This is a genomic window from Desulfomicrobium salsuginis (assembly GCF_054657795.1).
Genome location: NZ_BAAHYA010000002.1, coordinates 203,201 through 226,534 on the forward strand (window position 1 = coordinate 203,201; position 23,334 = coordinate 226,534).

Annotated in this window: 26 protein-coding genes; 11 read left to right on the forward strand and 15 right to left on the reverse strand. The window is 61.6% G+C overall.

Annotation, left to right across the window (positions count from 1 at the left end; genetic code table 11):
* Nucleotides 1-41: 41 nt before the first annotated feature.
* From lplA to ACYQ3G_RS08190, 4 genes are all read right to left on the reverse strand, one after another.
* Complete coding sequence (lplA, locus tag ACYQ3G_RS08175; protein ID WP_459824634.1) at nucleotides 42-1,019, reverse strand: lipoate--protein ligase; 978 nt, start codon at nucleotides 1,017-1,019, stop codon at nucleotides 42-44.
* 216 nt (nucleotides 1,020-1,235) lie between these two features.
* Nucleotides 1,236-2,213: an alpha-ketoacid dehydrogenase subunit beta gene (locus ACYQ3G_RS08180; protein WP_459824637.1), complete on the reverse strand. Its 978-nt coding sequence runs from the start codon at nucleotides 2,211-2,213 to the stop codon at nucleotides 1,236-1,238.
* 29 nt (nucleotides 2,214-2,242) lie between these two features.
* Nucleotides 2,243-3,205 carry a thiamine pyrophosphate-dependent dehydrogenase E1 component subunit alpha gene (locus ACYQ3G_RS08185; protein ID WP_459824640.1) on the reverse strand — a complete coding sequence of 321 codons (963 nt, stop codon included), beginning with the start codon at nucleotides 3,203-3,205 and terminating at the stop codon, nucleotides 2,243-2,245.
* Nucleotides 3,206-3,299: 94 nt separating this feature from the next.
* The gene (locus ACYQ3G_RS08190; RefSeq protein ID WP_028577351.1) at nucleotides 3,300-3,614 is read right to left on the reverse strand and encodes a BON domain-containing protein; all 315 of its coding nucleotides are present in this window, start codon (nucleotides 3,612-3,614) and stop codon (nucleotides 3,300-3,302) included.
* A gap of 778 nt (nucleotides 3,615-4,392) precedes the next feature.
* Between ACYQ3G_RS08190 and ACYQ3G_RS08195 the strand changes: the two genes are divergently transcribed.
* Genes ACYQ3G_RS08195 through ACYQ3G_RS08205 form a run of 3 tightly spaced genes read left to right on the forward strand, consistent with a single transcriptional unit; the run spans nucleotide 4,393 to nucleotide 6,146 of the window.
* The gene (locus tag ACYQ3G_RS08195) at nucleotides 4,393-4,638 is read left to right on the forward strand and encodes an AAA family ATPase (RefSeq protein ID WP_459824644.1); all 246 of its coding nucleotides are present in this window, start codon (nucleotides 4,393-4,395) and stop codon (nucleotides 4,636-4,638) included.
* A 6-nt stretch (nucleotides 4,639-4,644) separates the two neighbouring features.
* Complete coding sequence (locus ACYQ3G_RS08200) at nucleotides 4,645-5,577, forward strand: AAA family ATPase (protein ID WP_459824646.1); 933 nt, start codon at nucleotides 4,645-4,647, stop codon at nucleotides 5,575-5,577.
* Nucleotides 5,574-6,146 carry a DUF4276 family protein gene (locus ACYQ3G_RS08205; RefSeq protein ID WP_459824648.1) on the forward strand — a complete coding sequence of 191 codons (573 nt, stop codon included), beginning with the start codon at nucleotides 5,574-5,576 and terminating at the stop codon, nucleotides 6,144-6,146. Before ACYQ3G_RS08200 ends, ACYQ3G_RS08205 begins: the two co-directional genes overlap by 4 nt.
* Before the next feature lie 31 nt (nucleotides 6,147-6,177).
* Here the strand turns inward: ACYQ3G_RS08205 and ACYQ3G_RS08210 are convergent, their stop codons facing one another.
* On the reverse strand, nucleotides 6,178-7,602 hold the full coding sequence (locus ACYQ3G_RS08210) for an SEC-C metal-binding domain-containing protein (protein ID WP_459824651.1): 1,425 nt from the start codon (nucleotides 7,600-7,602) through the stop codon (nucleotides 6,178-6,180).
* A 271-nt stretch (nucleotides 7,603-7,873) separates the two neighbouring features.
* On the opposite strand from ACYQ3G_RS08210, the gene ACYQ3G_RS08215 reads away from it, so the two are divergent.
* The 4 genes from ACYQ3G_RS08215 to ACYQ3G_RS08230 all read left to right on the forward strand — a co-directional run bounded on the left by ACYQ3G_RS08215 (nucleotide 7,874) and on the right by ACYQ3G_RS08230 (nucleotide 11,972).
* On the forward strand, nucleotides 7,874-8,335 hold the full coding sequence (locus tag ACYQ3G_RS08215) for a DUF3795 domain-containing protein (RefSeq protein ID WP_459824653.1): 462 nt from the start codon (nucleotides 7,874-7,876) through the stop codon (nucleotides 8,333-8,335).
* 316 nt (nucleotides 8,336-8,651) lie between these two features.
* Nucleotides 8,652-9,851: an IS256 family transposase gene (locus tag ACYQ3G_RS08220; protein ID WP_459824655.1), complete on the forward strand. Its 1,200-nt coding sequence runs from the start codon at nucleotides 8,652-8,654 to the stop codon at nucleotides 9,849-9,851.
* A 263-nt stretch (nucleotides 9,852-10,114) separates the two neighbouring features.
* Nucleotides 10,115-10,747, forward strand: coding sequence for a flavodoxin family protein (locus tag ACYQ3G_RS08225; protein WP_459824657.1), 633 nt, complete (start codon nucleotides 10,115-10,117; stop codon nucleotides 10,745-10,747).
* A 91-nt stretch (nucleotides 10,748-10,838) separates the two neighbouring features.
* The gene (locus tag ACYQ3G_RS08230; RefSeq protein WP_459824659.1) at nucleotides 10,839-11,972 is read left to right on the forward strand and encodes a DUF362 domain-containing protein; all 1,134 of its coding nucleotides are present in this window, start codon (nucleotides 10,839-10,841) and stop codon (nucleotides 11,970-11,972) included.
* 110 nt (nucleotides 11,973-12,082) lie between these two features.
* Here ACYQ3G_RS08230 and ACYQ3G_RS08235 read toward each other — a convergent pair whose 3' ends face one another.
* The 8 genes from ACYQ3G_RS08235 to ACYQ3G_RS08270 form a co-directional block, all read right to left on the reverse strand.
* Nucleotides 12,083-12,502 (reverse strand): arsenate reductase ArsC, encoded by a 420-nt coding sequence (locus tag ACYQ3G_RS08235; protein ID WP_459824661.1) that lies wholly within the window; start codon nucleotides 12,500-12,502, stop codon nucleotides 12,083-12,085.
* Nucleotides 12,499-12,975: an arsenate reductase ArsC gene (locus tag ACYQ3G_RS08240; protein ID WP_459824663.1), complete on the reverse strand. Its 477-nt coding sequence runs from the start codon at nucleotides 12,973-12,975 to the stop codon at nucleotides 12,499-12,501. Before ACYQ3G_RS08240 ends, ACYQ3G_RS08235 begins: the two co-directional genes overlap by 4 nt.
* 7 nt (nucleotides 12,976-12,982) lie before the next feature.
* Nucleotides 12,983-14,080, reverse strand: coding sequence for an ACR3 family arsenite efflux transporter (gene arsB, locus ACYQ3G_RS08245; RefSeq protein WP_459824666.1), 1,098 nt, complete (start codon nucleotides 14,078-14,080; stop codon nucleotides 12,983-12,985).
* Nucleotides 14,081-14,100: 20 nt separating this feature from the next.
* On the reverse strand, nucleotides 14,101-14,448 hold the full coding sequence (locus tag ACYQ3G_RS08250; protein WP_459824669.1) for an ArsR/SmtB family transcription factor: 348 nt from the start codon (nucleotides 14,446-14,448) through the stop codon (nucleotides 14,101-14,103).
* Between the two features lie 86 nt (nucleotides 14,449-14,534).
* Nucleotides 14,535-15,239, reverse strand: a complete 705-nt coding sequence (locus ACYQ3G_RS08255; RefSeq protein ID WP_459824672.1) for a cytochrome c biogenesis CcdA family protein — start codon at nucleotides 15,237-15,239, stop codon at nucleotides 14,535-14,537.
* Entirely contained in the window at nucleotides 15,239-15,625 is a 387-nt protein-coding gene (locus tag ACYQ3G_RS08260) for a thioredoxin family protein (RefSeq protein WP_459824675.1), read from the reverse strand. Before ACYQ3G_RS08260 ends, ACYQ3G_RS08255 begins: the two co-directional genes overlap by 1 nt.
* A 131-nt stretch (nucleotides 15,626-15,756) precedes the next feature.
* The gene (locus ACYQ3G_RS08265) at nucleotides 15,757-15,993 is read right to left on the reverse strand and encodes a thioredoxin family protein (protein WP_459824677.1); all 237 of its coding nucleotides are present in this window, start codon (nucleotides 15,991-15,993) and stop codon (nucleotides 15,757-15,759) included.
* 48 nt (nucleotides 15,994-16,041) lie between these two features.
* On the reverse strand, nucleotides 16,042-16,356 hold the full coding sequence (locus tag ACYQ3G_RS08270; RefSeq protein ID WP_459824680.1) for an ArsR/SmtB family transcription factor: 315 nt from the start codon (nucleotides 16,354-16,356) through the stop codon (nucleotides 16,042-16,044).
* Nucleotides 16,357-16,527: 171 nt separating this feature from the next.
* On the opposite strand from ACYQ3G_RS08270, the gene ACYQ3G_RS08275 reads away from it, so the two are divergent.
* The 4 genes from ACYQ3G_RS08275 to ACYQ3G_RS08290 are packed head-to-tail and all read left to right on the forward strand — an operon-like array spanning nucleotide 16,528 to nucleotide 18,846.
* Complete coding sequence (locus tag ACYQ3G_RS08275) at nucleotides 16,528-16,872, forward strand: ArsR/SmtB family transcription factor (protein ID WP_459824683.1); 345 nt, start codon at nucleotides 16,528-16,530, stop codon at nucleotides 16,870-16,872.
* Between the two features lie 9 nt (nucleotides 16,873-16,881).
* On the forward strand, nucleotides 16,882-18,183 hold the full coding sequence (locus tag ACYQ3G_RS08280) for a permease (RefSeq protein WP_459824686.1): 1,302 nt from the start codon (nucleotides 16,882-16,884) through the stop codon (nucleotides 18,181-18,183).
* Nucleotides 18,184-18,212: 29 nt separating this feature from the next.
* A complete protein-coding gene (locus ACYQ3G_RS08285; RefSeq protein ID WP_459824688.1) occupies nucleotides 18,213-18,452 on the forward strand; it encodes a thioredoxin family protein in 240 nt (79 codons plus the stop codon).
* A gap of 10 nt (nucleotides 18,453-18,462) precedes the next feature.
* The gene (locus tag ACYQ3G_RS08290; RefSeq protein WP_459824691.1) at nucleotides 18,463-18,846 is read left to right on the forward strand and encodes a putative zinc-binding protein; all 384 of its coding nucleotides are present in this window, start codon (nucleotides 18,463-18,465) and stop codon (nucleotides 18,844-18,846) included.
* 59 nt (nucleotides 18,847-18,905) lie between these two features.
* Here the strand turns inward: ACYQ3G_RS08290 and ACYQ3G_RS08295 are convergent, their stop codons facing one another.
* Together ACYQ3G_RS08295 and ACYQ3G_RS08300 are read right to left on the reverse strand one after the other, a co-directional pair.
* Entirely contained in the window at nucleotides 18,906-19,820 is a 915-nt protein-coding gene (locus tag ACYQ3G_RS08295) for a GGDEF domain-containing response regulator (RefSeq protein WP_459824694.1), read from the reverse strand.
* Entirely contained in the window at nucleotides 19,810-23,271 is a 3,462-nt protein-coding gene (locus tag ACYQ3G_RS08300; RefSeq protein ID WP_459824697.1) for a response regulator, read from the reverse strand. Before ACYQ3G_RS08300 ends, ACYQ3G_RS08295 begins: the two co-directional genes overlap by 11 nt.
* Nucleotides 23,272-23,334: the final 63 nt, after the last annotated feature.

The window sequence follows — 23,334 nt, forward strand, 5'->3', positions numbered from 1 at the left end:
GGCAGGGCCTTGAATTTCCGCTCCCCGCGCTCCGGTCGATTTCAGAACAGGCTGTCGACAAACGTCCCCGTGTCCACGTCGCGGATGAATTCCCCCACGCTCACCCCCGCCAGGGCGGCCTCGATGTCCGCGCGCTCGTGCCGGCAGCCGGCCAGGAGGGCCTCCAGTTCGGCCACCGGGCGCACGCCGAAGAAGTCCCCGAAGATGCGGGCGCTGCGGATGCGGCCCTGGTGCACGTCCAGATGGACCTCCACCAGCCCGCCCGGAGTCTTGCGGCACTGGGCGATGCCGTAGTCCGGCGAGGCCCCGAAGTTCCAGTCCCAGGTGCCGTATTTGGTGCGCACCAGTTCGCGGATTCCCGCCTCCTCGTCGGGGCGCAGGCCCAGGGCGTGGCCGGGCGCGCCGTCCGAGACGTGGTCCATGACGCTGGCGATGAAGGTCTCGACGTCCATGGGTGCGGGCAGGTGGCTCGAAATGTTCGTGACCCGCTTCTTGACGCTCTTGACCGCCTTGTCCTCGAACTTGAGCGGATTGGCCTTGAGGGCGCCGGACAGGTCGGCCATCTGGGCCGAGAAGAGCAGGGTGCCGTGGTGCAGGACGCGGTCCTTCTCGATGAGCTGGGCGTTGCCCGAGAACTTGAGGCCGTCGATGGTCAGATCGTTTCGCCCCTCGAACCGGCAGTCCACGCCCATGGCCCGCAGGGCTTCGAGGATGGGGGCCGTGAAGCGGTGGAAGTCCAGGTGCCGGCTCTGGCTGCCGAGCTGGATGAAGGAGAAGTTGACGTTGCCCAGGTCGTGGAACACGGCCCCGCCGCCGGTCATGCGGCGGATGACCGTGATGTCGTGCTCGCGCACGTAGGCCTCGTCGATCTCGGCGGCGGTGTTCTGGTTGCGCCCGACGATGACCGCCCTGTGGTTGCGCCAGAGCATGAAGATGTCCTGGTCCGTGTTGCGCAGCAGCCATTCCTCGGCGGCGAGGTTGAAGGCCGGGTCGGTGTGGGGGTGGTGGATGTAACGCATGGGTGCTCCTTGTTTCGCAGGGGCCCATCAAAAGCGATGCCAGGCGGGTTTGTCCAGCCCGATGTTTCCCATTCGCCCATGCTCGTGGAAAAATTCCGTCAGGCGCGGACCGAGGCCATGCCGGAAGAGGCGATGGGCTTGCACGCGCAAAGGCCGACGCTGCGCTTTGTCGCGTTGCCGGCCTTTGTCTGTTTCATCGTTGCGATCCTCGGAGCTTCAGACGATCTCCTTCACCGCCGCGATCAGCTGCCCTTGGTCCGGGATGTAGAAGCGCTCAAGGGGCGGGCTGGCCGGGACCGGGATGTCCGGGCCGGTCACGCGCCGCAGGGGTGCCTTCAGGCTGGCGAAGGCCTGCTCCATGACCACCGCCGCCACCTCCCCGGCGAAGCCGCCCGTGCGGCAGGCCTCGTGCAGGACGACCAGGCGGCCGGTCTTGCGCACCGAGGCGAGGATGGTCTCCGTGTCCAGGGGGGACAGGGTGCGCAGGTCCACGACTTCGGCCTCGATCCCCTCGGCGGCCAGGGTCTCGGCCGCCCCCAGGGCCACGGCGAGCATCTTGGACCAGGTGACCACGGTCACGTCCCGTCCCGGCCGTTTGACGTCGGCCTTACCGATGGGGATCAGGTACTCCCCTTCGGGAACCGGCCCCGGTGCGAAGTAGAGCATCATGTCCTCGATGAAGACCACGGGGTTGGGGTCCCGGATGGCGGACTTGAGCAGCCCCTTGGCGTCGGCCGGCGTCGCGGGCATGACCACTTTCAGGCCGGGGCAGTGGGCGACCCAGGCCTCCAGGTTGTGGGAGTGCTGGCACCCGGCGCCGAAGCCCGCCCCGGATTTCATGCGCACCACAAGCGGGAAGGACGACTTGCCGCCCGAAAGATAGCGCAGCTTGGCGGCGTGGTTGACGATCATGTCCGAGGCCAGGGTGAAGAACGGATTGAACATGATCTCAACGACCGGCCTGAGCCCGGCTTCCGCCGCGCCCACTGCCAGCCCCGCGATGGCCGCTTCCGAAACGGGCGTGTCCTTGACGCGCGTCGGCCCGAACTCCGCCAGCAGCCCGTGCGTGGGGAGCATGGGGCTGTCGTGGATGCTCACGCCGACCCCCTCGCCGGCGATGAAGACGCCCGAGTCCCGGATCATTTCCTCGCGCAGGGCCTGATTCACGGCCTGCCCCATTCCTAAGTGCTGCATTGCGGCTCCTTGTGTGCGTTCCGGTTGCTTCAGGCGAAGACGTCTTCGAGGGCCTCGTGGGGCTCGGGGTAGGGGCTGTCCTCGGCGAAGCGGATGGCCTCCTGCACGGCGGCCTCGGCCTGTGCCTCCATTTCCTTCACCTCTTCCACCGAAACAAGCCCTTCGGCGAGCATGTCGGCGCGCAGCCTGGGAATGGGGCATGCGGCCTGCCAGCGGGCGATCTCGTCCTTGGGCTGGTAGAGCTGCATGTCGTTTTCGCCGTGGCCCCGCCAGCGGTAGGTCTTGTATTCGATCAGAGTCGGGCCCTCTCCGGCCAGGGCCCGCTCGCGGGCCTCCTTGACCGAATCGTGGACCGCCAGGGCGTCGTTGCCGTCGACCACCACGCCGGGCATGGCGTACCCGGCCGCGCGGTCGGCGATGTTGGCGGCCCTGGTGTGCTCCTCGTAACGCTGGGCGCCGGCGTAGACGTTGTTTTCGCAGACGAAGACGACCGGCAGGCGCCACACGCTGGCCAGGTTCATGGCCTCGTGCACGGAGCCCTCGTTGGCCGCGCCGTCGCCGATGAAGCAGACGGTCACGCGCTTTTCGCCCCGGTACTGCTGGGCAAAGGCCCGGCCCACGGCGATGGGCGGGCCCCCGCCGACCACGGTGGTGGTGCAGGGCGCGTTGACCTCGGGCACGGCCAGGTGCAGCGTGCCGCTCTTGCCCTTGTTGCACCCCGTCCTCTTGCAGAAGATTTCGGCCATCAGCAGCTTCGGGTCCGCGCCCTTGGCCAGCAGGTGACTGTGGCTGCGGTGGTTGGTGATGATGACGTCCTCGGCCGCCAGGGCGGCGCACACCCCGGCGCCGACGGCTTCCTGGCCCGTGCACAGGATCATCATCCCCGGGATCTTGTTCTTGATCGTGCACAGCTCCGTCAGCGCTTCCTCGAATTTTCGGGCCAGGAGCATGGAACGGAGCATTTCCAGCTTTTTCTCTTTGGATGCCGGCATGTGTTCTCCTCTTTTCGCGCGGAAACCGGCAACGGCCCTGCAGCCACATCGCGTGCTGCCGGGCAGCCCGGCGTATGGGGGCCACAGCCGGAGGTCATTTGACCACGAGGTCATTCTTGACCGACTTCACCCCCTCGACGCCGCGGGCGACCTTGCCCGCCTTGGTGACGCTGGCAGCGGAGTCGACGAAACCGCTCAACTGCACGACGCCCTTGAACGTGACCACCGTGATCTGCAGCGTCTTCAGGGATTCTTCGGCGAATATGGCGGCTTTGACCTTGGTCGTGATGGCGGAATCGTCAATGTACTGCCCCGTGCTTTCGCGCGTTTTTGTTCCGGCGCAGCCCACGAAAGACGCGACCAGCAGCATGCACAGCATGATTTTCATGATCTTCAGACAATTTTTCATGGTGGTACCTCCGTTATGCCAGTGTGGCGTTGCATACCCTCATTGTCACCGCATCCGTACAGCGAAGCCCGAAACGAATCCCATGGTGATCGGGTCCTGGGGATTCCGGGCCGTCGCCTCGTGCATGATCTCGTACCCGGCACGATCCATCGGAAACAGGCAGGGCCTGCCCCGTGAAAAAGACTTGAGATCAACACTACGCAATTCTCCACACCATATCAACATATGCCGAAAACCGTCGGCCAGGCCGCGTAGGTCGGGTGATTGACGAGGACGCACGCCGTCGCGGCACTTTTCGAGCTATGATTTGTTCAGAGCAGCAAAGAGAGGATGCGCGAGATCGCGCGAGGGCGGGGACGACCTGTCGGGAAACTTCGAGCCACTGGGTTCCCGAGGGTTTCCCGGCGGTTCAGGTTTTCTCCGTGCTGTCGGCGGAAGTGTTCGGGCGTCACGATGTTCAGGCGTGAATGCGGGCGAACGGAGCTTGACTGTCGCCTCCATTCCTCGATCAGACCCCGATCCTCGGCCCGGGCAGGGAATCCGTCACCGCGAACAGAAGGAACAGTTTGACCAGAGGCCACCCTCAGGCCTGTTTGTCCGCCTGTTCGATGATGGCGCGGCCGAGGCGGCGAGAAGAAGCAGGACAGGCAGGGCCGAAAGCAGGCGTTGGAGGCGGTGGCGCATGGGGTTTCTTGGGACTAGCGATGGTATTGCGTAACCAGCCAAAATCGGAGAGGAATCGGAGAAACAATCGGGCAGACGCTACCGGGGAATCTCCATGAAGATCGAATCCATCCGACTCAAGAATTTCAAAGTATTCCGTGACGTGGAACTGAAGGACATTCCCTCTTTCCTCGTGCTCGTCGGCGCCAACGGCTCCGGCAAGTCCACGCTTTTCGATGTCTTCGGCTTTCTGCACGACTGCCTGCGAGGCACGGTCCGGCAGGCCCTGGACAAGCGAGGGCGCTTCAAGGAGGTGCTCAGCCGCGATGCGGACGGGGATTCCATCCTAATTGAAATTTAGTACCGGATGCATATCACCGAAGCCAACCGCCTTGTGACCTATTCCTTGGAGATAGCCGAAGAGCATGGGATGGCCTTTGTCCGGAAGGAAGTTTTGCAGTACAAGCGCGGCCGCTACGGCAGTCCGTACCAGTTTCTGAAGTTCGAAGGAGGTGAGGGCTACGCGGTGACCAACGAGGAGGACTTCGATAAAACTGACGAGGAGTTGAAGCGCGAGTACCAGAAAGTCGCTCCGGACACCTTGGCTCTGAAGGCCCTGGGTCAATTGGACCGTTTCAAGGCCGCCAACGCTTTCCGGCAGCTCATTGAGTCATGGCACGTGTCCGATTTTCATATCAGCGCCGCTCGCGGCCGCAAGGAAGCGACTGGTGAATCCGAGCATCTCTCCGAATCAGGTGATAATCTGCCCCTGGTCGCCCGCTATCTGCACGACTACCACCCGGAAACTTTTCAACGCATTCTCAGCGTGATGGCCAGGCGAGTGCCAGGCGTGGCGGGCATTGAGCCCAAGCTCATGGACGACGGCTATCTGACCCTACGTTTTCGGGACGGTTCGTTCAAAACGCCTTTTCTGGATCGCTACGTGTCCGACGGCACCATCAAGATGTTCGCTTATCTCGTACTTCTCTACGATCCCAAGCCCCATCCGCTGCTGTGCGTCGAGGAACCGGAGAACCAGCTTTACCCGACCCTCATGGACGAGCTGGCAGAGGAATTTCGCCTGTACGCAAACCGGGGCCAGGTGCTCGTTTCCACCCATTCGCCGGATTTTCTGAACGCGGCCAGGCTTGAGGAGGTCTGCTGGCTGGTGAAAAAGGACGGTTTCACGGAAATCCGCCGCGCAAAAGACGATCTCCAGATCACGCGATATATGGAAGAGGGCGACAAGCTGGGCTGGCTCTGGAAGCAGGGTTTTTTCGAGGGGGCTGACCCGAGATGAAGGAGATCGTCTTTCTGCTGGAGGAAGCCTCGGCCAGAGCCATGCTGGAAACACTTTTGCCCAGGATGCTCGCGGACGGCATCAGATTCCGCTGCATCGTCTTTGAAGGCAAGCAGGATCTCATGAACCAGATGGCCCGGCGCATACGTGGCTATCTGAACCCCGAGGCCCGCTTTATCGTTCTCCGTGACCAGGACAGCGCTCCTGACTGCCGCGTGGTCAAGGAGGAACTGGTGCGTCGAGTCCGGGAAAGCGGCAGGGCGGAACATGCCGCGGTGCGAATCGCCTGCAGGGAATTGGAAGCGTTCTATCTGGCGGACCTTGCCGCCGTGGGACAGGCCCTTGGCCTTCCCGGACTGGCCGGCAAGCAGAACAAGCAGAAATTCCGGGCGCCGGATTATCTCGGAAGTCCCGGGAGGGAACTGCATCTGCTGACGAAAGGCCGCTATCAGAAGGTTGGAAGTTCAAGGCAAATCGCTCGACATCTGGACCTCGACAACGAACGTTCGGCCAGCTTCAGGAATTTTATCCGGGCTATCCGCCGAATGGTGTCCATCCTGTTGGCGTAGTGAACAGACCGGTTACCGGTCCGCCCACCCATTACAATCCCAACTCCCTCCTTGCCAGTTCGATCCCTTTACGCTGTAGCTCCATATCAGGGTTGCGGTTCAGCTCCGCGTTGCGGATCAGGGTTACGACCTTTTCCCGGCCCGCGGGAGTGGTTATGGCTTGCCGCGGTGTTTCCCCGTCCAGGGCCGGGAGGGGGGCATCGACCCATTTCTCCCAGTGTTCGAGGAAACGCCGCTCCAAGTGCTCGCGGACCACGGGGTCCTGCATGAGCGTGTCGTGGACATCCTGCCGGTCTTCATCCTCGTACTCATCCCCTGTATCCTCCAAGGGGGCGAAGCTGGCCGTCCGAAACTGCGCCCCGGCACCCAGGGCCTGCTCGATGACCTCACGGATCGCCGCGGCGCGATTTTCCGAATTCACTTCGACGATCATGGTTGTTTCATCGATGTCGATGTGGGCGAGGATGGTGTTGGACATGGGCGTGACCCCGGCGGTTTCGTCCCGGACCCATGGGAAGCTCACGGACAGCAGGGCGCCGGTCTCGGAACGGGTGGCGTCCTTGAGGATGTCTTCCTGAGATTCCGTCACGCACAGGTGCTTCAGGGCGTCAAAGGCTTCCTGCGGGTCGGAGATGGCGTAGTACAGCGTCTGCGGGACGAGCGGCTCCCCATCCGTGTTTGTCAGCGCTGGCGGTCTGGTGGCCCGGGCGTAGAGCGCCAGGAAGACGTCGCGGATTTCCCCGTCGTATTCGAAGAGGTCCTCTCGCGTCAGGATGGGCCTGTTCTTCTGCATGAACTCGCGCAGGTCGATGACGTCCGTTTTCCAGGCCAGGGGGAAGGTGACGGGGCTCACGGCGGCCAGAAGCTCCAGGTCGTCGATGCGGGCGATGGCGCAGAAGAGGATGGCGCCCTCGGCGAGCTGTTCCGCTGTGGTGCGCTCCGAGACGCTGTGCGACTGCCCGGTGAGGATGTCGGTGCATTCGAACCCGCTGCCCGGGACGACGGCGGTCACTTCATGGAAGGAGAAGACGAGGCGCCCGACGGATTCCAGGATGTGCCGTTCGAGGCTGTCGATTTTGGCGGCTTTCTTCCGGAGATAGAGTTCGGCGACGCTGGTGTCTGGCGGCAGGGCGATCTCGAAGTCCAGTTCCTCGATGTCCGCGGGCGTGAGGTCCCAGGCGTACACGGCCCACGGCACCATGAGCGGTGCGAGGTCATCGATGGTGTCCGCGTCGTCGAGCTCCTCTTCCCAGAGCAGGAAGTTGTCGATGGCCTCGTCCATACCGTCGGGGCCGAGGAGGCCTTCGGCGAAGGTGAAGAGCTTGCCGGTCAAGGACTGGAAGGCCTGGCTGATCCGACCATAGGCGAAGTCCTGGGCTTCGACCTTTGGCAGGCAGCATTTCTTGTACTTCTGGCCGCTGCCGCAGGGGCAGGGGGCGTTGCGGGATGTTTTCATACTCTCGGGGCTCCTGTGTGGGTAAGTGCCTGCCTTGTTCGCTTCCGGCCGGTGATACGTTGTCTGGTCTCGTCCCACAACCTGTCACGCTGCGGCGGTTTATGGGGGGAAGGTCTCTGTGCGCAGTCACGAGGATTCCGAAAAGAGAGAGTCCGCTCCCGCCAGCTTCAGGCCGGATGATGGCCGTCGCGGCAGCTGCCGGGCATTGCTATCCGGCCCGAAAAGTACGAACAGGCCATTGATTTGCAACGAACAGCAGCGAGACCCCATCATGACCGACAACCAAAATGAATTCATCAAGGAACGCCTCGCGCCCTGCGGGCTGCATTGCGGCAAATGCTTTGCCTTTGCCGGGGGGCGGATTCATGAACTGAGCAGGGAACTCCAGGCCGCCCTGGGCAATTTCGGAGCGTACGCCGAACGTTTCGTCACCTTGCTGAACGATCCCGTGTATGCCTCCTACCCGGAATTCACCAAGTTTCTCGACCATCTGGCCGAGGGCGGCTGCGGGGGGTGCCGCCGGGAGGAATGCAGGCTGTTCGCGTCCTGCGGCGTTCGCCCTTGCGCCCGGGAGAGGAACGTGGATTTCTGCTTCCAGTGCGCCGAGTTTCCCTGCGACAGAACGGGGTTCGACGAGAACCTGCGCCGCAGGCATGTGGCCATCAATGAACGGATGAGAGAGATCGGCGTCGAACGATACTACGAGGCGATCAGGGACCTGCCGAGATATTAGCGGAGTTGATCTGCAACGGGCGTGTTCCGCGAAGGGCGCGGCAATGGTGGGACAAGGGGCCGAGCCCTGACGCGGCGTCCGGTCCTCGGTAAGGCGATGCCTGTCTGGACAACGTCCGATGCCGCGCCTGAGTTTTGAGGGGTGAACCACCGGCCTCGGGAATTGCAGGCGGGCGGCCCGGTTCATTAACGTTCGCGCTGTATACGGCGGACTGCGCTCCGCGTTTTTGCGGTAGTGTGCGGGATCTTCAGCAAAAAGAAAGACCATGGCATGTGTGGGTTGTACCACCAATCCACAACTCCGGGAGGAGTCTGCCATGGTCAGGAAGAATTCTATCGTATCGGCGTCTGAACTGAAAGGGCTTCTTGAAGGCGAACAGGATGTTTTGAAGGAACTCGTCCGTACGGTCGTCCAGCAAACGTTGGAAGCCGAGATGGACGCTGCCCTTGGCGCAACCAAGGGGGAACGCACAGAGGGCCGAGTGGGTTACCGTAGCGGCTATTATGGCCGGACGCTGATCACCCGCGTCGGCAAGCTCGAACTCCGTGTTCCGCAGGACCGCCAGGGACAGTTCTCCACCCAGGTTTTCGAACGCTACCAGCGAAGCGAGAAGGCGTTGGTCTCGGCATTGGCGGAGATGTACATCCAAGGCGTGTCCACACGGAAGGTGAGACAGGTCACCGAGGAACTCTGTGGTCACTCCTTCTCTGCCAGTTCCATCAGCGCCATCGTGAAGCGTTTAGACGAGCAACTGGCCCAGTTCGCCAGCCGGACTCTGGAGGAAGCCTATCCCTATCTGATTCTTGATGCCCGCTACGAGAAGGTCCGTGATTGCGGAGCGATACGCAGCCGGGCGGTGATGATCGCCATCGGGATCGACTGGGAAGGCCGCCGGCAGATTTTGGCCGTGGAACTGGCCAACCGTGAAAGCACAAGCTCCTGGAAGGATTTTATCTTGGGCCTCAAGCAGCGAGGACTCAAAGGGGTGGAAGTGGCGGTCAGCGACGACCACGCCGGGTTGAAGAAGGCGCTACGGGAAGCCCTACCCGAGGCGGTCTGGCAGCGCTGTTACGTCCACTTCCTGCGCAATGCCCTCGATCACTTGCCGCGAAAGGCAGATGATGACTGTCTGCGGGAGCTGCGCTGGATCTACGACCGGCGGGACCTTGCCGAGGCCCGCAAGGACATGGTCGCCTGGCTTTTGAGGTGGCAGGAGAAATACCCCAAGCTGTGCTCATGGGTGGAAGACAATATCGAGGAAACCCTGTCTTTCTACAGACTTCCTTTCGGGCATCATAAGCATCTGAAGTCGACCAACATGCTGGAAAGACTCAATGAAGAGATCAAACGGCGGACCCAGGTCGTCAGGATATTCCCGAACGAGGAAAGCTGCCTACGCCTCATCAGAGCCCTTGCGGTCGAGACGCATGAGAACTGGATCGAGGCGAACAGGTACTTGGATATGAGCCTGCTGACTGAGATGAAGAAGAAGGCTTTGATGGAACTGGTTGCTTAATGGAAAACGCATCTGGCGATCTCCGACGAGCTTTGGGTAGGCCCATTCTCGGTCGCCAGATGCTTGAGGTTACCCATCATGCCGTGGAGAATTTGCTGAACTTGACGCACACAACTGTTTTTGCCCTGGAAATCGCACCCGAAGCAGAGTAACGGATTCCATTGCACCGCTTGTTTCCACGACGCGGACTTGTGGGCATATCCGGGCCCGGACCGCCCGTTTGGGACATCAGCCTTCCATGCAAGAATCTCAGGAGAAAAACCATGCATGTCATACTGGTCAACGGCAGCCCCCATCCCCACGGCTGCACCTTCACGGCCCTCGAAACCGTGGCAGCCGCCCTCGATGAATGGGGCGTGACGACGGAGATCTTCCAGGTCGGAACCAAGCCCCTGTCCGGGTGCATCGCCTGCCGCAAGTGCGCCAAACTCGGCCGCTGCGTCTTCGACGACAGGGTCAACGAGTTCGTGGACCTGGCCGAGAAGGCCGACGGCTTTGTCTTCGGCTCCCCCGTGCACTACGCCGCGGCCGGCGGGGCCATGACCTGCTTCATGGACCGCGCCTTCTATTCCAGCTCCGGCGCCGGGCGCCCGGTCTTCCGCCTCAAGCCGGCGGCCGCCGTGGCCTCCGCCCGTCGGGCCGGGACCACCGCCACTCTGGACCAGCTCAACAAGTACATGACCCTGGCCGAGATGCCCATTGTCTCCTCGCGCTACTGGAACATGGTCCACGGCAACACGCCCGACGAGGTGCGCCAGGATCTGGAGGGCATGCAGATCATGCGCGTCCTGGGGCGCAACATGGCCTGGTTGCTCCGGTGCAAGGAGGCCGCGCTCAAGGCGGGCATCCCCATGCCGGAAGCGGAGCAGAAGGTCGTGACCAATTTCATACGCTAGGGCGGTCCCGGCGCTTCCCTGACCGGGGACGCGCCAAGAACCGGGAACCGCTCTCAGTCGCCGCTGCAACATGAATCAAGGGTGGGAGGACATGGAAAAAGCGAAGGTGTATTTCACGGATTTCCGCACGGTGGCCTTTGGTGACGGACTGCCGACCAAGCTCAAGAAGATGATCAGGAAGGCCGGGATCGGGGAGATCGACATGGACGGGAAGTTCGTGGCCATCAAGCTGCATTTCGGCGAACTGGGCAACATCAGCTACCTTCGTCCCAACTACGCCAAGGCCGTGGCCGACGTGGTCAAGGAACTGGGCGGCAAGCCGTTTCTGACGGACTGCAACACCATGTACCCGGGCAAGCGCAAGAACGCCCTGGAGCACCTGGAGTGCGCATGGGAAAACGGGTTCACGCCGCTCTCCGTCGGCTGTCCCATCCTCATCGGCGACGGGCTGAAGGGGACGGACGATATCGCGGTGCCGGTGGCAGGCGGGGAGTACGTGAAGGAGGCCAAGATCGGGCGGGCCGTCATGGACGCCGACGTGTTCATCAGCCTGACGCACTTCAAGGGCCACGAGATGACCGGGTTCGGCGGCACCATCAAGAACATCGGCATGGGCTGCGGTTCCCGGGCCGGCAAGACCGAGCAGCACAGCGGCGGCAAGGCGTCCATCGACGAGGCCAAGTGCCGGGGCTGCATGGCCTGTCTGAAGGAATGCGCCAACGACGGGCTCTTTTTCGACGCCGAGGCCAAAAAGATGCGCGTCAACGAGGACAACTGCGTCGGCTGCGGCCGCTGCCTCGGGGCGTGTAATTTCGACGCCATCGCCTTCACGAACTTCGCGGCCAACGAACTCCTGAACCGGCGCATGGCGGAATACACCAAGGCGGTGGTGGACGGCCGCCCGTGCTTCCACATTTCCCTGATCGTCGACGTTTCGCCCTTCTGCGATTGTCACGGGGAAAACGACGTGCCCATCCTGCCCAACCTGGGTATGTTCGCCTCCTTCGATCCGCTGGCCCTGGACCAGGCCTGCGTGGACGCCTGTATGAAGGCCAAGCCGCTCCCGGGGAGCCATCTCTTCGAGAACATGTCGAGGCCCGACTTCCTTGACCATCACGATCACTTCAAAAACTCCACGCCCCAATCGGAATGGCGCTCCTGCCTGGAGCATGCCGAGAAGATCGGGCTGGGCACCCGGGAGTACGAGCTGATCGTCGTCAAATGAACTGAGCGAAATGGATGCGGGGCGCCCATGCTTTTGCCTGGGCGCCCCGCTATTTTGGGCCTGCACGCATCCCTGCCGCCTGCGGCGTCGCGGGGTGCTTTCTCTGCGGATCAATCCAGAGAGCCGGGCAACCCGCTCACGAACTCCCGGATCTCATCGCGCACCCGGCGGTAGACGGACAGGATCTCCTCCTCGTCCGTCATGTCGGCGCACAGGCTCGGCGGGTCGTCGAAGCCGCGATGCACCCGGCGGACCTGTCCCGGAAAGAACGGGCACGTTTCGCTAGCGTGCCCGCACAGCGTGACCACCGTGTCGAACTCCAGGCCCGTCAGGTCGTCCAGGGTCTTGGACAAATGGCCGGACATGTCCACTCCCGCCTCCTCCATCACGCGCACGGCGTAAGGGTTCAGGCCGTGGCGCACGATGCCGGCCGAGCTGGCCTCGATCACGCCCTTTTTCAGATGCCTGGCCCACCCTTCGGCCATCTGGCTGCGGCAGGAGTTGCCGGTACAGAGAAAAAGTATGTTCATGCGCCCACCCTTGTGGCCTTGACATGCCAAGAATCTCCGAGCGGCTTCTTGTCGCGCACCCACGAGATGAACTCCTCGATGGCCTGCTTTATACTGTTGCGGATAACCCTGGCCTGACGCAGTTGCTCTTCTCGGTCACCCGTCAAGGTTCCCGGGTCAGGGAAGGGCAGATGCAGCCGGTGGGTCATGCCGGGGTAGATGGGGCATTTGCTTTCCTGCGAATCGTCGCAGACCGTGATGACGTGTGTGAAGACTCGCCCTTTCTTGAACAGGTCGAACACGGACTGGGTTCCCTTGCGGGCCAGGTCAATGCCTTCCTCAAACATGACTTCGACAACCAGCGGATTGATGGCCGTAGGCTCGAAGCCCGCGCTTTCGACTTCGAAGTCCGAGCCGCCGAGTTTCTTGAGGAATGCCTCGGCCATTTGGCTGCGGGCACTGTTGTGGATGCAGACGAAGAGAACTTTGTGCATGTGGTGCTCAGTTGTTGGGTTTGACCCGCACATGGCAGACACCCTGCAAGGTGCTTACGGCGTGCGGGAAGTACTTTTCCTTGAAGCGCAGGGCCACGCCGACCAGGCCGATGAGCACCGGCACTTCGACCAGGGGCCCGATGACTGCGGCGAAGGCCTGTCCCGAGTTGATGCCGAAAACGGCGATGGCCACGGCGATGGCCAGTTCGAAGTTGTTGGATGCCGCCGTGAAGCTCAAGGTCGTGGACTGTTCGTAGGTCGCCCCGGCCTTGGCCGAGAGGTAGAAGGACACCAGGAACATGACCAGGAAGTAGATCGTAAGCGGGATGGCCACCCGCACCACGTCCATGGGCAGCTGCACGATGTACTCGCCCTTGAGGGAGAACATGACCAGAATGGTGAACAGCAGGAAAATGAGCGTGAAGGGGCTGATCCTCGGGATGAAGACCTTCTCGTACCAGTCCTTGCCCTTGGTCCTCAGGCCCACGAAACGGGTGATCATGCCGCCGAGGAAGGGTATGCCCAGGTAGATGAAGACGCTCTCGGCGATCTGGCCCATGGAGATGTCCACCTCCATGCCGGTCAGGCCGAACCAGCCGGGCAGGACCGTGATGAAGACCCATGCGTAGACCGAGAAAAAGAGAACCTGAAAGATGGAGTTGAAGGCCACCAATCCTGCGCAGTACTCCGTGTCGCCCTTGGCCAGGTCGTTCCAGACGATGACCATGGCGATGCAGCGGGCCAGGCCGATGAGGATGAGGCCGACCATGTATTCCGGGTAGCCGGACAGCAAACCGATGGCCAGCAGGAACATGAGGACGGGCCCGATGATCCAGTTCTGGACCAGGGACAGGGCCAGGACGCGGCCGTTGCGGAAGACGTGGCCGAGCTCTTCGTATTTCACCTTGGCCAGGGGCGGGTACATCATGAGGATGAGGCCGATGGCAATGGGAATGTTGGTGGTTCCGATCTGGAAGGCATTGATGACATCCTTCACGCCGGGCGTCAGATAGCCCAGCCCCACGCCGATGAACATGACCAGGAAGATCCACATGGTCAGGTAGCGGTCCAGGAAGGACAGTTTGCGGATGACGGATTCGGTCATGAGAGCCTCTCTATGAGTTATCAGTCACAGGATTGCGACGGTTTGACGGCGAGATAGGCAAAGTATCGCCGGTCGTCCTCTTGGCATACGTCGATAAGCGGGAGTTCCTCCTTGAGGATTTCCGCCATGCGCGCCTGGAGCGGCGGAATTTCCTCCAGCAGGAGGTAGTGCATCCACTTCCCGCTGCGGCGTGCCTTGACCCAGCCCGCGTTCTTCAGGCTGGCCAGATGCCTGGACACGGTGGATTGAGGGATCTGCAGGGCTTCCTTCAGGTCGCAGACGCACAGCTCGCCGTGGCGGAGCAATGAGACGATGCGCAGACGGGTGGGGTCGGACAGGGCTTTGAGTGTTTCGGCGGTTCGTTCCATGGATATGTTCATATCCGCATAGGCGGATAAGTCAATGGGTTCATGTCCTTCGGCAAGGTTGCATGGCATCGGGCAAGCGGAAGACGTTAGGCGGAAATGAACGGTCTGGCCATGAAATAGACACCCATGAGTCCGATGAGGATTCCGGCCAGGCGGCGGAAGGCCGTGCCTCCGCGCTGCCAGGAGGCGTTGGCCATGAGGCGGCGGACCAGTGCGGTGGAACTGCCGGCAATGACGATGGGGATGCAGTGCCCTAGGCCGAAAAGGACAATGAGCAGGATGCCGGTCATGACCTTTTCCTGCACCGTGATGACGGCCAGGATGGGGGCGATGAAGCCGAAGGTGCAGGAGCCCGACAGGATGCCGTAAGCCAGACCGAGAACGAAGGCTCCGCCCATGCCGCGCAGCTTGAAGCGACCCAAGAGGCTGCCGCCCATGGAGCACTTGGCCACGCCGAGCATGTCCATGGCCACCCATATGAGGATCAGCCCAACAACGATGGTCCAATATGGGCCCACGTCACCGAGCATCCGGCCAAGCCACGCGCAGATCACGCCGATGGCCGCGATGGTCAGGAACAACCCGGTCGTGAAGAGGCCGGCGTAGAGGGCGGCCTGCCGCCCTTCCACCAGCTTGTCCTGACCCGCCACGTAGCCGACGATGAGGGGAATGGAGGCCAGGTGGCAGGGGCTGAAGAGGACGCTGACCACGCCCCACAGGAAGCAGCCCACGGCCGCCAGCCCTGCCCCGGACCCCATCCATTCGTGGATGAGGATCAGGAACTGATCCATTATTGTACCTCGAGCTTGGTCAGAACCTTGATGATCTCTTCTTTGGAAAAGAAGCCTTCGTGGCGCATGACCTCCTTGCCGTCCTTGTCATAGAAGACCTGGGTCGGGATGGCGCGGATGCCGAATTTCTCGGCCTCGTTCGGGTTCTTCCAGACGTCGATGAACACGATGCCGGCCCGTCCTTCGTACTCTGCGGACAGGGCTTCGATGACCGGGATCATCATCTTGCACGGGATGCACGCCTTGGCGCCGATGTCCACCATGGTGACCATGCCCTTGAGGGGCACTTCCTGGGGATCACCGGAGATGAGCGGAGACGAGGTGGCAAGCGCTTGGCTTGCGGAAGCGAGGAAGAGGACGGCGAGGAGAAGACGAAGGAATTTCATGGCAACCTCGGTTACAGGTTCGTTTTGCGAAGGAATTGCGGATTCAAAGCAACATTCGTTCCTGTGCGCGGCCCGTGGCGATGCGGCTCCCTGGGCCGGTGCGCTGGGGAGTGCATTGCCACGGGGGTGCGTCATGCCTTCAGCCAGGCGACCACCTCGGCCTTCTTTGGCACCTTTCCCATGACCTTGACCGTGCCGTCCACGGCCACGGCCGGGGTGGTGAACACGCCAAACTTGGCGATCTCGGTGAAGTCGCTGACCTTCTCCAGGCTGGCCTCCACACCGGATTCGGCGATGGCCGCCTCGACGATCTTGAATGTTTCCGTGCACTTGGGGCAACCAGGGCCCATGACGTGAACTTTTTTCATGACAGCTCCGTAAAAGGTTGAAGTTTTGATTGGCCTGAAGGCCAAGAATCAGCCCAACCGGTCACGGGCTGTGAGCACCGAGTCCAGGCAGTGAAAGAAATTCAGCACGCAGGGCACGCGCAGGCGGTAGTAGACCTGCTTGCCGCGCTTTTCATCCTCGACGATGCCGGAGTCTTTGAGCAGCGCGAGGTGCTTGGAGACAGTGGACAGGTCGCATTCCGCCAGATCGCGCAGATCGCGGACACAGCGCTCGCCGCGCGAAAGTTCCTCGATCATCATGAGCCGGGTCGGATGGGCCAGGGCCTTCATGACCCGGGCACGGGCCTCGAAGTCTTCCTTGGTGGGGCGAATATGCATGAGCATGGTTGTCCTCAGATTTTCGCTTGGCGATATTGCCAAGCGTTTTCCGAGTCAATTCTTTTTCGTCTCCTTTCGTCAGAAATTGAAAAGGAAAATTTCGTCCAACCAAAATTTTTCATTGACGAGGAAAGTACGTATGCATATTTGGTCATTTGTGAAAATGAAGGAGCGAACATGAAAGCTGAAGACAAGAAATTTTATGAGGCCAAGGCTGCTGTCCTCAAAGCTTTGGCGCATCCGACTAGATTGTGGATGGTCGAGCAGTTGGAGTCTGGGGAGAAGTGCGTCTGTGAATTCGTCGAACTCATCGACGCAGACTTCTCCACGGTTTCCAAGCACCTGACAGTGCTCAAGCAGGCCGGCATCGTCCAGGACGAAAAACGGGGCAAGCAGGTGTATTACAGCCTCAAAGTCCCGTGCGTGTTGAATTTTATGCATTGCGTGGAGGCCGTGCTGTCCGCACGCGCCTTGGAACATCTTTCAATGACCGGCCTCTCGGACCGGCCGCAAATCAAGTAGGGGTTTGCCATGAACTGGAAGGAAGAGTGGAAGCCGTTGGCCATCATCGTGACTGTATTCCTGGCCTGTTTTTATCTGCCCGTCGGCACGCAGCGCTTTGACAACGCCATCCTCGAAGCGTTTCACCTCGTCAAATGGTACGCTCAGGAGCACGTGCTCCTTTGTCTGATCCCCGCCTTCTTCATAGCAGGCGCCATATCGGTCTTCGTCAGCCAGGGCTCGGTCATGAAGTACCTGGGGGCCAAGGCCAACAAGGTTCTGGCCTACGGAGTGGCCGCAGTCTCCGGCACCATTCTAGCAGTATGCTCCTGCACGGTGCTGCCGCTATTCGCCGGCATCTATCGCATGGGCGCGGGCCTTGGCCCGGCCTGCGCGTTCCTCTACTCCGGCCCGGCCATCAACGTGCTGGCCATTGTCATGACCGCACGGGTGCTCGGCACTGAAATGGGTATCGCAAGAGCAGTGGGGGCCATATCGTTCAGCGTGATCATTGGCGTGCTCATGCATGTCTTCTTTCACAAGGAAGAAGCTCAGCGGCAAGTTCTCCAAATGGCTCAAATCGAGGAGGAAGTTAAGCGTCCCCTGTGGCAGAACGCGCTCTATTTCGCCTCCATGGTCGCCATCCTTGTTTTCGCCAATTGGGCTCGGCCTCAGGAAGAAACTGGGCTTTGGGCCGCCATTTTCAGTGCAAAATGGATCCTGACATCTCTCTTTGCTGTATCATTGGGACTCATGCTCGTGGCATGGTTTGAGATCAAAGCGTGGAAAGTAGCCGTCGCAGCTGTGCCTGTGGTGCTTCTGGCTTTCTTTTTTCCGGATCAACCGCTGATCGCGTTCACGGCCGGCGTTATTGGTTTGTCCGCATTTACGAGCACGAACGAAGGCGAGGCCGGAGACTGGTTTTCGGCATCCTGGGGATTTGCAAAGCAGATTCTGCCGCTCCTTCTTTTCGGCGTGCTCATTGCCGGCGCGCTTCTGGGCCGCGTCGGGTATGAAGGCCTCATTCCCTCGGAGTGGGTGGCCAAGGCCGTGGGCGGCAATTCATTTATGGCCAACTTCTTCGCCTCCTTCGCCGGAGCGTTCATGTACTTTGCCACCCTGACCGAGGTGCCCATCCTGCAGGGACTCATCGGCGCGGGTATGGGCAAGGGCCCGGCCCTGGCCCTGCTTCTGGCCGGGCCAGCGCTCAGCCTGCCGAACATGCTGGTCATCAACAGCATCATGGGCGTGAAGAAGACCGTGGTTTTTGTCAGTCTGGTCATTGTCATGGCCACGTTCTCGGGTCTTTTTTACGGCTCGATCTGGGGTTGATGCCCCAATTTCTGAAATCAGGAGGATGTATGAAGATTCAGATTCAGATTCTGGGCACGGGGTGTCCCAAGTGCGTCAAGTTGACTGAAGCCGTAAAGACGGCGGCCGACGCTCTGGGGTTGGCGTATGAGATCGAAAAGGTTTCGGACGTGAATCAAATCATGGCGTTCGGGGTGATGATGACTCCGGGCCTGGTGGTGGATGGAGACGTCAAATTTGTCGGCAAGGTGCCGACCGTGGATGAACTGAAAAAAATTCTGGTCAAATAGGAGAGTCGTTATGTCCGAAAAGAATTCCTGTTCCTGTGCGTGCGGAGGAGCCCCGAAACTCATTTTTGCCTGTTCGGGTGGGGCCGACGTGGGCGCCTTGGCTGACCAGGCCGCGCGCAAGCTCACCAGGGATGGTGTGGGCCGCATGTTCTGCTTGGCCGGGATCGGCGGGCGCGTCAGCGGCATCGTTAAATCCACCGAGGCCGCGGCCAGTGTTCTGGTCATCGATGGTTGCCCGTTGAACTGCGCCAAGAAGACGCTCGAAGAGGCGGGGTTCAGTGGTTTCGTCCATCTGAATCTCATGGAGGTCGGATTTCAGAAAGGCGAAAGCCCGGCCAACGAGGAGAACATCGAGAACGTGGCCAAGGTGGCGGCTGCCAGGATGATCATGTAAACAATTGCGAAGGGGCGACGGAGGCCGGCCGCCTGGGCTGCCGCTGACCGCGCACGCCGTCAGCTTTCCTGGAAAAAGCTCCACACGGCCCGGTTGCGCGCTTCCTTCGCCTGATAGAGCATCGTGTCGACGTGTTTGGTGAACGCTCCGAGGTGCTGGTTGCGGGCGGGCAGGGTGGTGGCGCCGCCGATGCTGATGGTGATGACGTCCGCAGCGGTGGATGCCTTGTGCTCCAAACCCATGCCGTGCACTTCCAGACAGGCTTGGGTCGCGAAGGCCTGGGCGTTCTGGAAGGAGATGCTCGGCAGAATGAAGGCGAATTCCTCGCCGCCGTAGCGGGCGACAAAGTCGGATGTGCGCTTCAGCACGGAGTTCAGGGTCTGGGCGACTTTCTTGAGGGCAAGATCGCCGGCGGCGTGGCCGTAGGTGTCGTTGAACTGCTTGAAGTAATCGATGTCCACGAAGGCCAGGGAAAATGGCTCGCCGCTTCGGCAGGCCCGGTGCCATTCGTGCTGCAGGCGTTCGTCGTAGGCTCTGCGGTTGGGTACGCCCGTCAGCCCGTCGATGAGGGCGATCTTTTCCAGGAGCTTGCGGTGCTGGACCAGTTCCAGGATGTTGTTGACCCGCGCCTTGACGATGGCGGGGTGGAAGGGCTTGCTGATGTAATCCAGCGCACCCAGGGAGAGCCCTTTTTCCTCGTCCCGGGCGTTGTCCAGGCCGGTCAGGAAGATCACCGGAATGTGGCGGGTCTTGCGGTTGGCTTTCAGGGCCTGAATGACCTCGTAGCCGTCCATCCCCGGCATGACCACGTCCAGGATGACGAGGTCAGGCAGGAGGGACTGCGCGAGCTGCAGGGCTTTCGGCCCGTCCTTGGCCGTGCTGACATGATGGTCGGTGATGAGCAGTTCGGTCAGGAACTGCAGGTTGAAGACTTCATCGTCGACGATCAGGATGCGCGGTTTTTCAGTGTTCATCATCGACGTTTTTCCTGGCCTGCAGCCATGCTTCGACGCGATTGAGGGGTTCCAGGGCTTGCTCGAAGTCGAAGTTTCCGATGTGCGCCTTCAGCTGCGCCCAGTCGTCGGCAAGTTCCGGCCAGGCGTTCACCGCGCCGAACTCCGGCAGTACCGCCGCTGCTTCGGCGTCGTTCTTTTCCAGGCACGACCGCAAGCGCTCCAAAAGATTCCGGCTCGTGTTCCCGTCACCGGCGAACACGCAGGGGGCGGCCGCCGGCGCTCCGCTTTCCGCCTGGCGGAGGATGGGGTCGAGATCGCGCATGACCGCCTCCAGGGCCTGCCGGAAGGACAGGAGCAGCCGGTTGTCCGGGGTGGCGTCCTTTGCCCCGAGGGCCTGTTCCAGGTCGTCGGCCGCGGCCTGGAGTTTCCGCGCCCCGATGGAACCGGCCGGTCCTTTGATGGCGTGGGCCAGATGGCGGATCTGTTCGCATTCGCCGCGCGTCCCGTGCTCTTCGCACTGCCTGGCGAAGCGCGAGTATTCCTGGTGGAAGAGGCGCAGGAGCCTGAGGTAGGACTCGGTGTTCCCGAGGCAGCGCCCAAGCCCCGCCTGATGGTCGATTTCCGCGAAACGGAAGACGGTGTCCGGCTCCCCGGACATTCCGGGCCCGATCTGCGGAGCAGGGGCCGGGGCGTGCGCGCCGCGTTCCGGGTTTCCCCATTTGACCACCTGGGCCAGCAGCTCTTCGGGGTCGATGGGTTTGGTGATGTGGTCGTTCATGCCCGCGGCCAGGCTTTTGGCGCGGTCCTCGGCCAGGGCATGGGCGGTCATGGCCACGATGGGCAGGTGCGCGGCTTCGTGCATCTGACGGATGCGCCTGGTGACCTCCAGCCCGTCGAGATCGGGCATCTGGATATCCATGAAAATGAGGTCGTAGTCGTTTGCTGCGGCCATTTCCAGGGCGGAAAAGCCGTTCGAGGCGATCTCTACCACCATGCCGGCCTGCTCGAGAAGCTCCCCCGCCACCTGCTGGTTGAACAGGTTGTCGTCGACCAGGAGAATGCGCGTGCCGCGGACCCGATCGAGCTTGCCCATGCTGACGACGATGTGCGAACCCTTGCCCGGCTCGGTTTTACGGCCGCAGAGGGTGGCCACGGTGTCGAAGATGTCCGAAGGGCAGGCCGGCTTGGCCAGAAACGCGTCCACCCCGGCCAACTGCGCGCTGGGGCGGGCCGTTTCCAGTTCGTAGCCGTTGGCCATCAAGACAAGGGAGGTCGAACTGCCGGTTTCCTGTATCCTGTCTTTGATCAGGCGGGCGGTTTCGATGCCGTCCTTGCCGGGCATCCTCCAATCCACGAAGATCAGGTCGTAGGGGATGCCCGTTGCGTCCGGAGCCAGGAGCGTGTCCAGGGCTTCGTCCGCGGACGTGGCCGTGACGGGCGGCGTGGCGAAGAGGGCTTTCAGCATGTCGGCGAAGCTGCTTCTGGCCGTGCTGTTGTCGTCGATGACGAGGGTTTTCAGGCATCTGAGGTCCAGGGGCAGGAACAGCTGCGTCGGCTGGTCCGGGGCGAGGCCGAGCCTGGCGGTGAAATGGAAGGTGCTGCCCTTGTCCGGCTGGCTCTCTACCCAGATGCTTCCGTCCATGGCCTCCACCAGGCTCTTGCTGATGGCCAGTCCCAGGCCGGTTCCGCCGAACCTGCGGGTGATGGTGCCGTCGGCCTGGGTGAAGGGTTGGAACAGGCCTTGAATCTGCTCGGCCGTCAGGCCGATGCCGCTGTCGGTCACGGAAAAGTGGAGCTGCACCGCATGTTCGCTCCGCTCCATCACCCCGACGTTGACGAGAATTTCTCCGCCGGGGGTGAACTTGACGGCGTTGCCGGCCAGATTGATGAGCACCTGGCCCAGACGCAGGGCATCCCCGACCAGCCATTGCGGGGTGTCGTCGGAAACGGCGAAGATGACCTCCAGCTGTTTTTCCTGGGCCTTGACGAGGATGACGTCGGCCAGGGACTTGAACACGTCGTCCAGGCGGAAGGGGAGGTCCTCGAGCTGCATCCGGTCCGCCTCGATCTTGGAGTAGTCCAGGATGTCGTTGATGATGCCCATGAGCACCCGGGCTGAGGAGAGGATCTTGGACAGGTAGTCCTTCTGCGCGTCGTTGACCTCGGTGCGCAGGATGAGATGGGTCATGCCGATGATGGCGTTCATGGGCGTGCGGATTTCATGGCTCATGCGGGCCAGGAAATCGCTCTTGGCCCGGTTGGCCGCTTCGGCGTCGTATTTGGCCCGGATCAGCGCGTTTCGCATCTCATATTCGTCCGTGATGTCGAACACGATGCCGCTTTCCCCGGAATAACCCAGGCCGGAGGGGTGGGGCAGCAGCTTGAAGAGGCTGCGCTTCCAGCGCCACTGCCGGTCGTCCCCGGTCGCGGATCGGCATCTGAACTCCCGGTGGTTGGTGGCCGTGTCGGAGCCGGCCTGCTCGATCCAGCTTCGCACCAATCGGGAGTCTTTTTTCAGCAGCCTTTTGCCGTCGACCTCAATGAAATCGTCCTGGAGCAGGCCAACGAATTCATCCCAACCGCCGATATTTTCCACTGGAATCTCGCCCAGGACCTTGCCGCGGTCGTCCGGATGGATTTGGCGCGCGTACTCGACGAAATTGGAGACGGCATCCCCCCGCAGGCCCAGCACCTTCTCGACCTCTCCGACGAACGTGAGGGCGCCGCTGTCGAACGCGATATGACGCGAGACGGCGCCGGCCGCTTCGAGGCTGTTCAGCAGGTCGGTCCGCAGCTTCTGCAGCAGCTGCTCCTTGGCGTTGTGCTCGGCGATTTCGTCCCTGGTCCAGATGACGCCCATATACCCCGCCCAGATCAGGATGAGGATGACGACGCAGGCCAGGACGATGGAGGCCCTCGTGTTGGCGGACATGTCGGCGAAGAAGCTGGCGCGGTTCTTCTCGGCCAGGGCCTTGGAGTACTCGACCAGGTTCGTGATGGCGGTGATCAGGCGGTTGGCATGGGTCTTGGTGTCGAGGTCGTTGAGGACCTGGATGATGCCCGGGCCGAAGACGCCCTTCCGGAAGGATTGTCCCAGGATCAGGATGTCGCCCGCGTAGATGTCCAGGGCTTCCCTGGTTTCGGCCAGCAGACGCCTGTTCTCCGGGTCCCGCGCGGTCTTGGCGTATTCGTCCAGGGCCGAGCGGACCCTGGGGATGTTCTCCTCCATGGCCGTGACCCACTTCATGTCGCCGCTGTTGGCCCTGTAGAAGTTGATGATCAGGTTGTGCAGGTGAAAATTGGCTTTTTCGCCCCAGACGATGCCCTGTGTGCCTTCCTCGGCCAGGACCTTGACCTGTTCTCCGCTCTCGATGAAGCGGAGGATGAGATAGGCGGACAGGCCGGCCGTCAGGACCGCGATGAGGCTCATGACCAGGATCAGACGGGCCGAAATGCTTATTTTTTTCATGAGGGCATGCGCTTCCTTCTGGATCGGGATGGCGAATACAATAATTATTCCGCGACCAGAGCG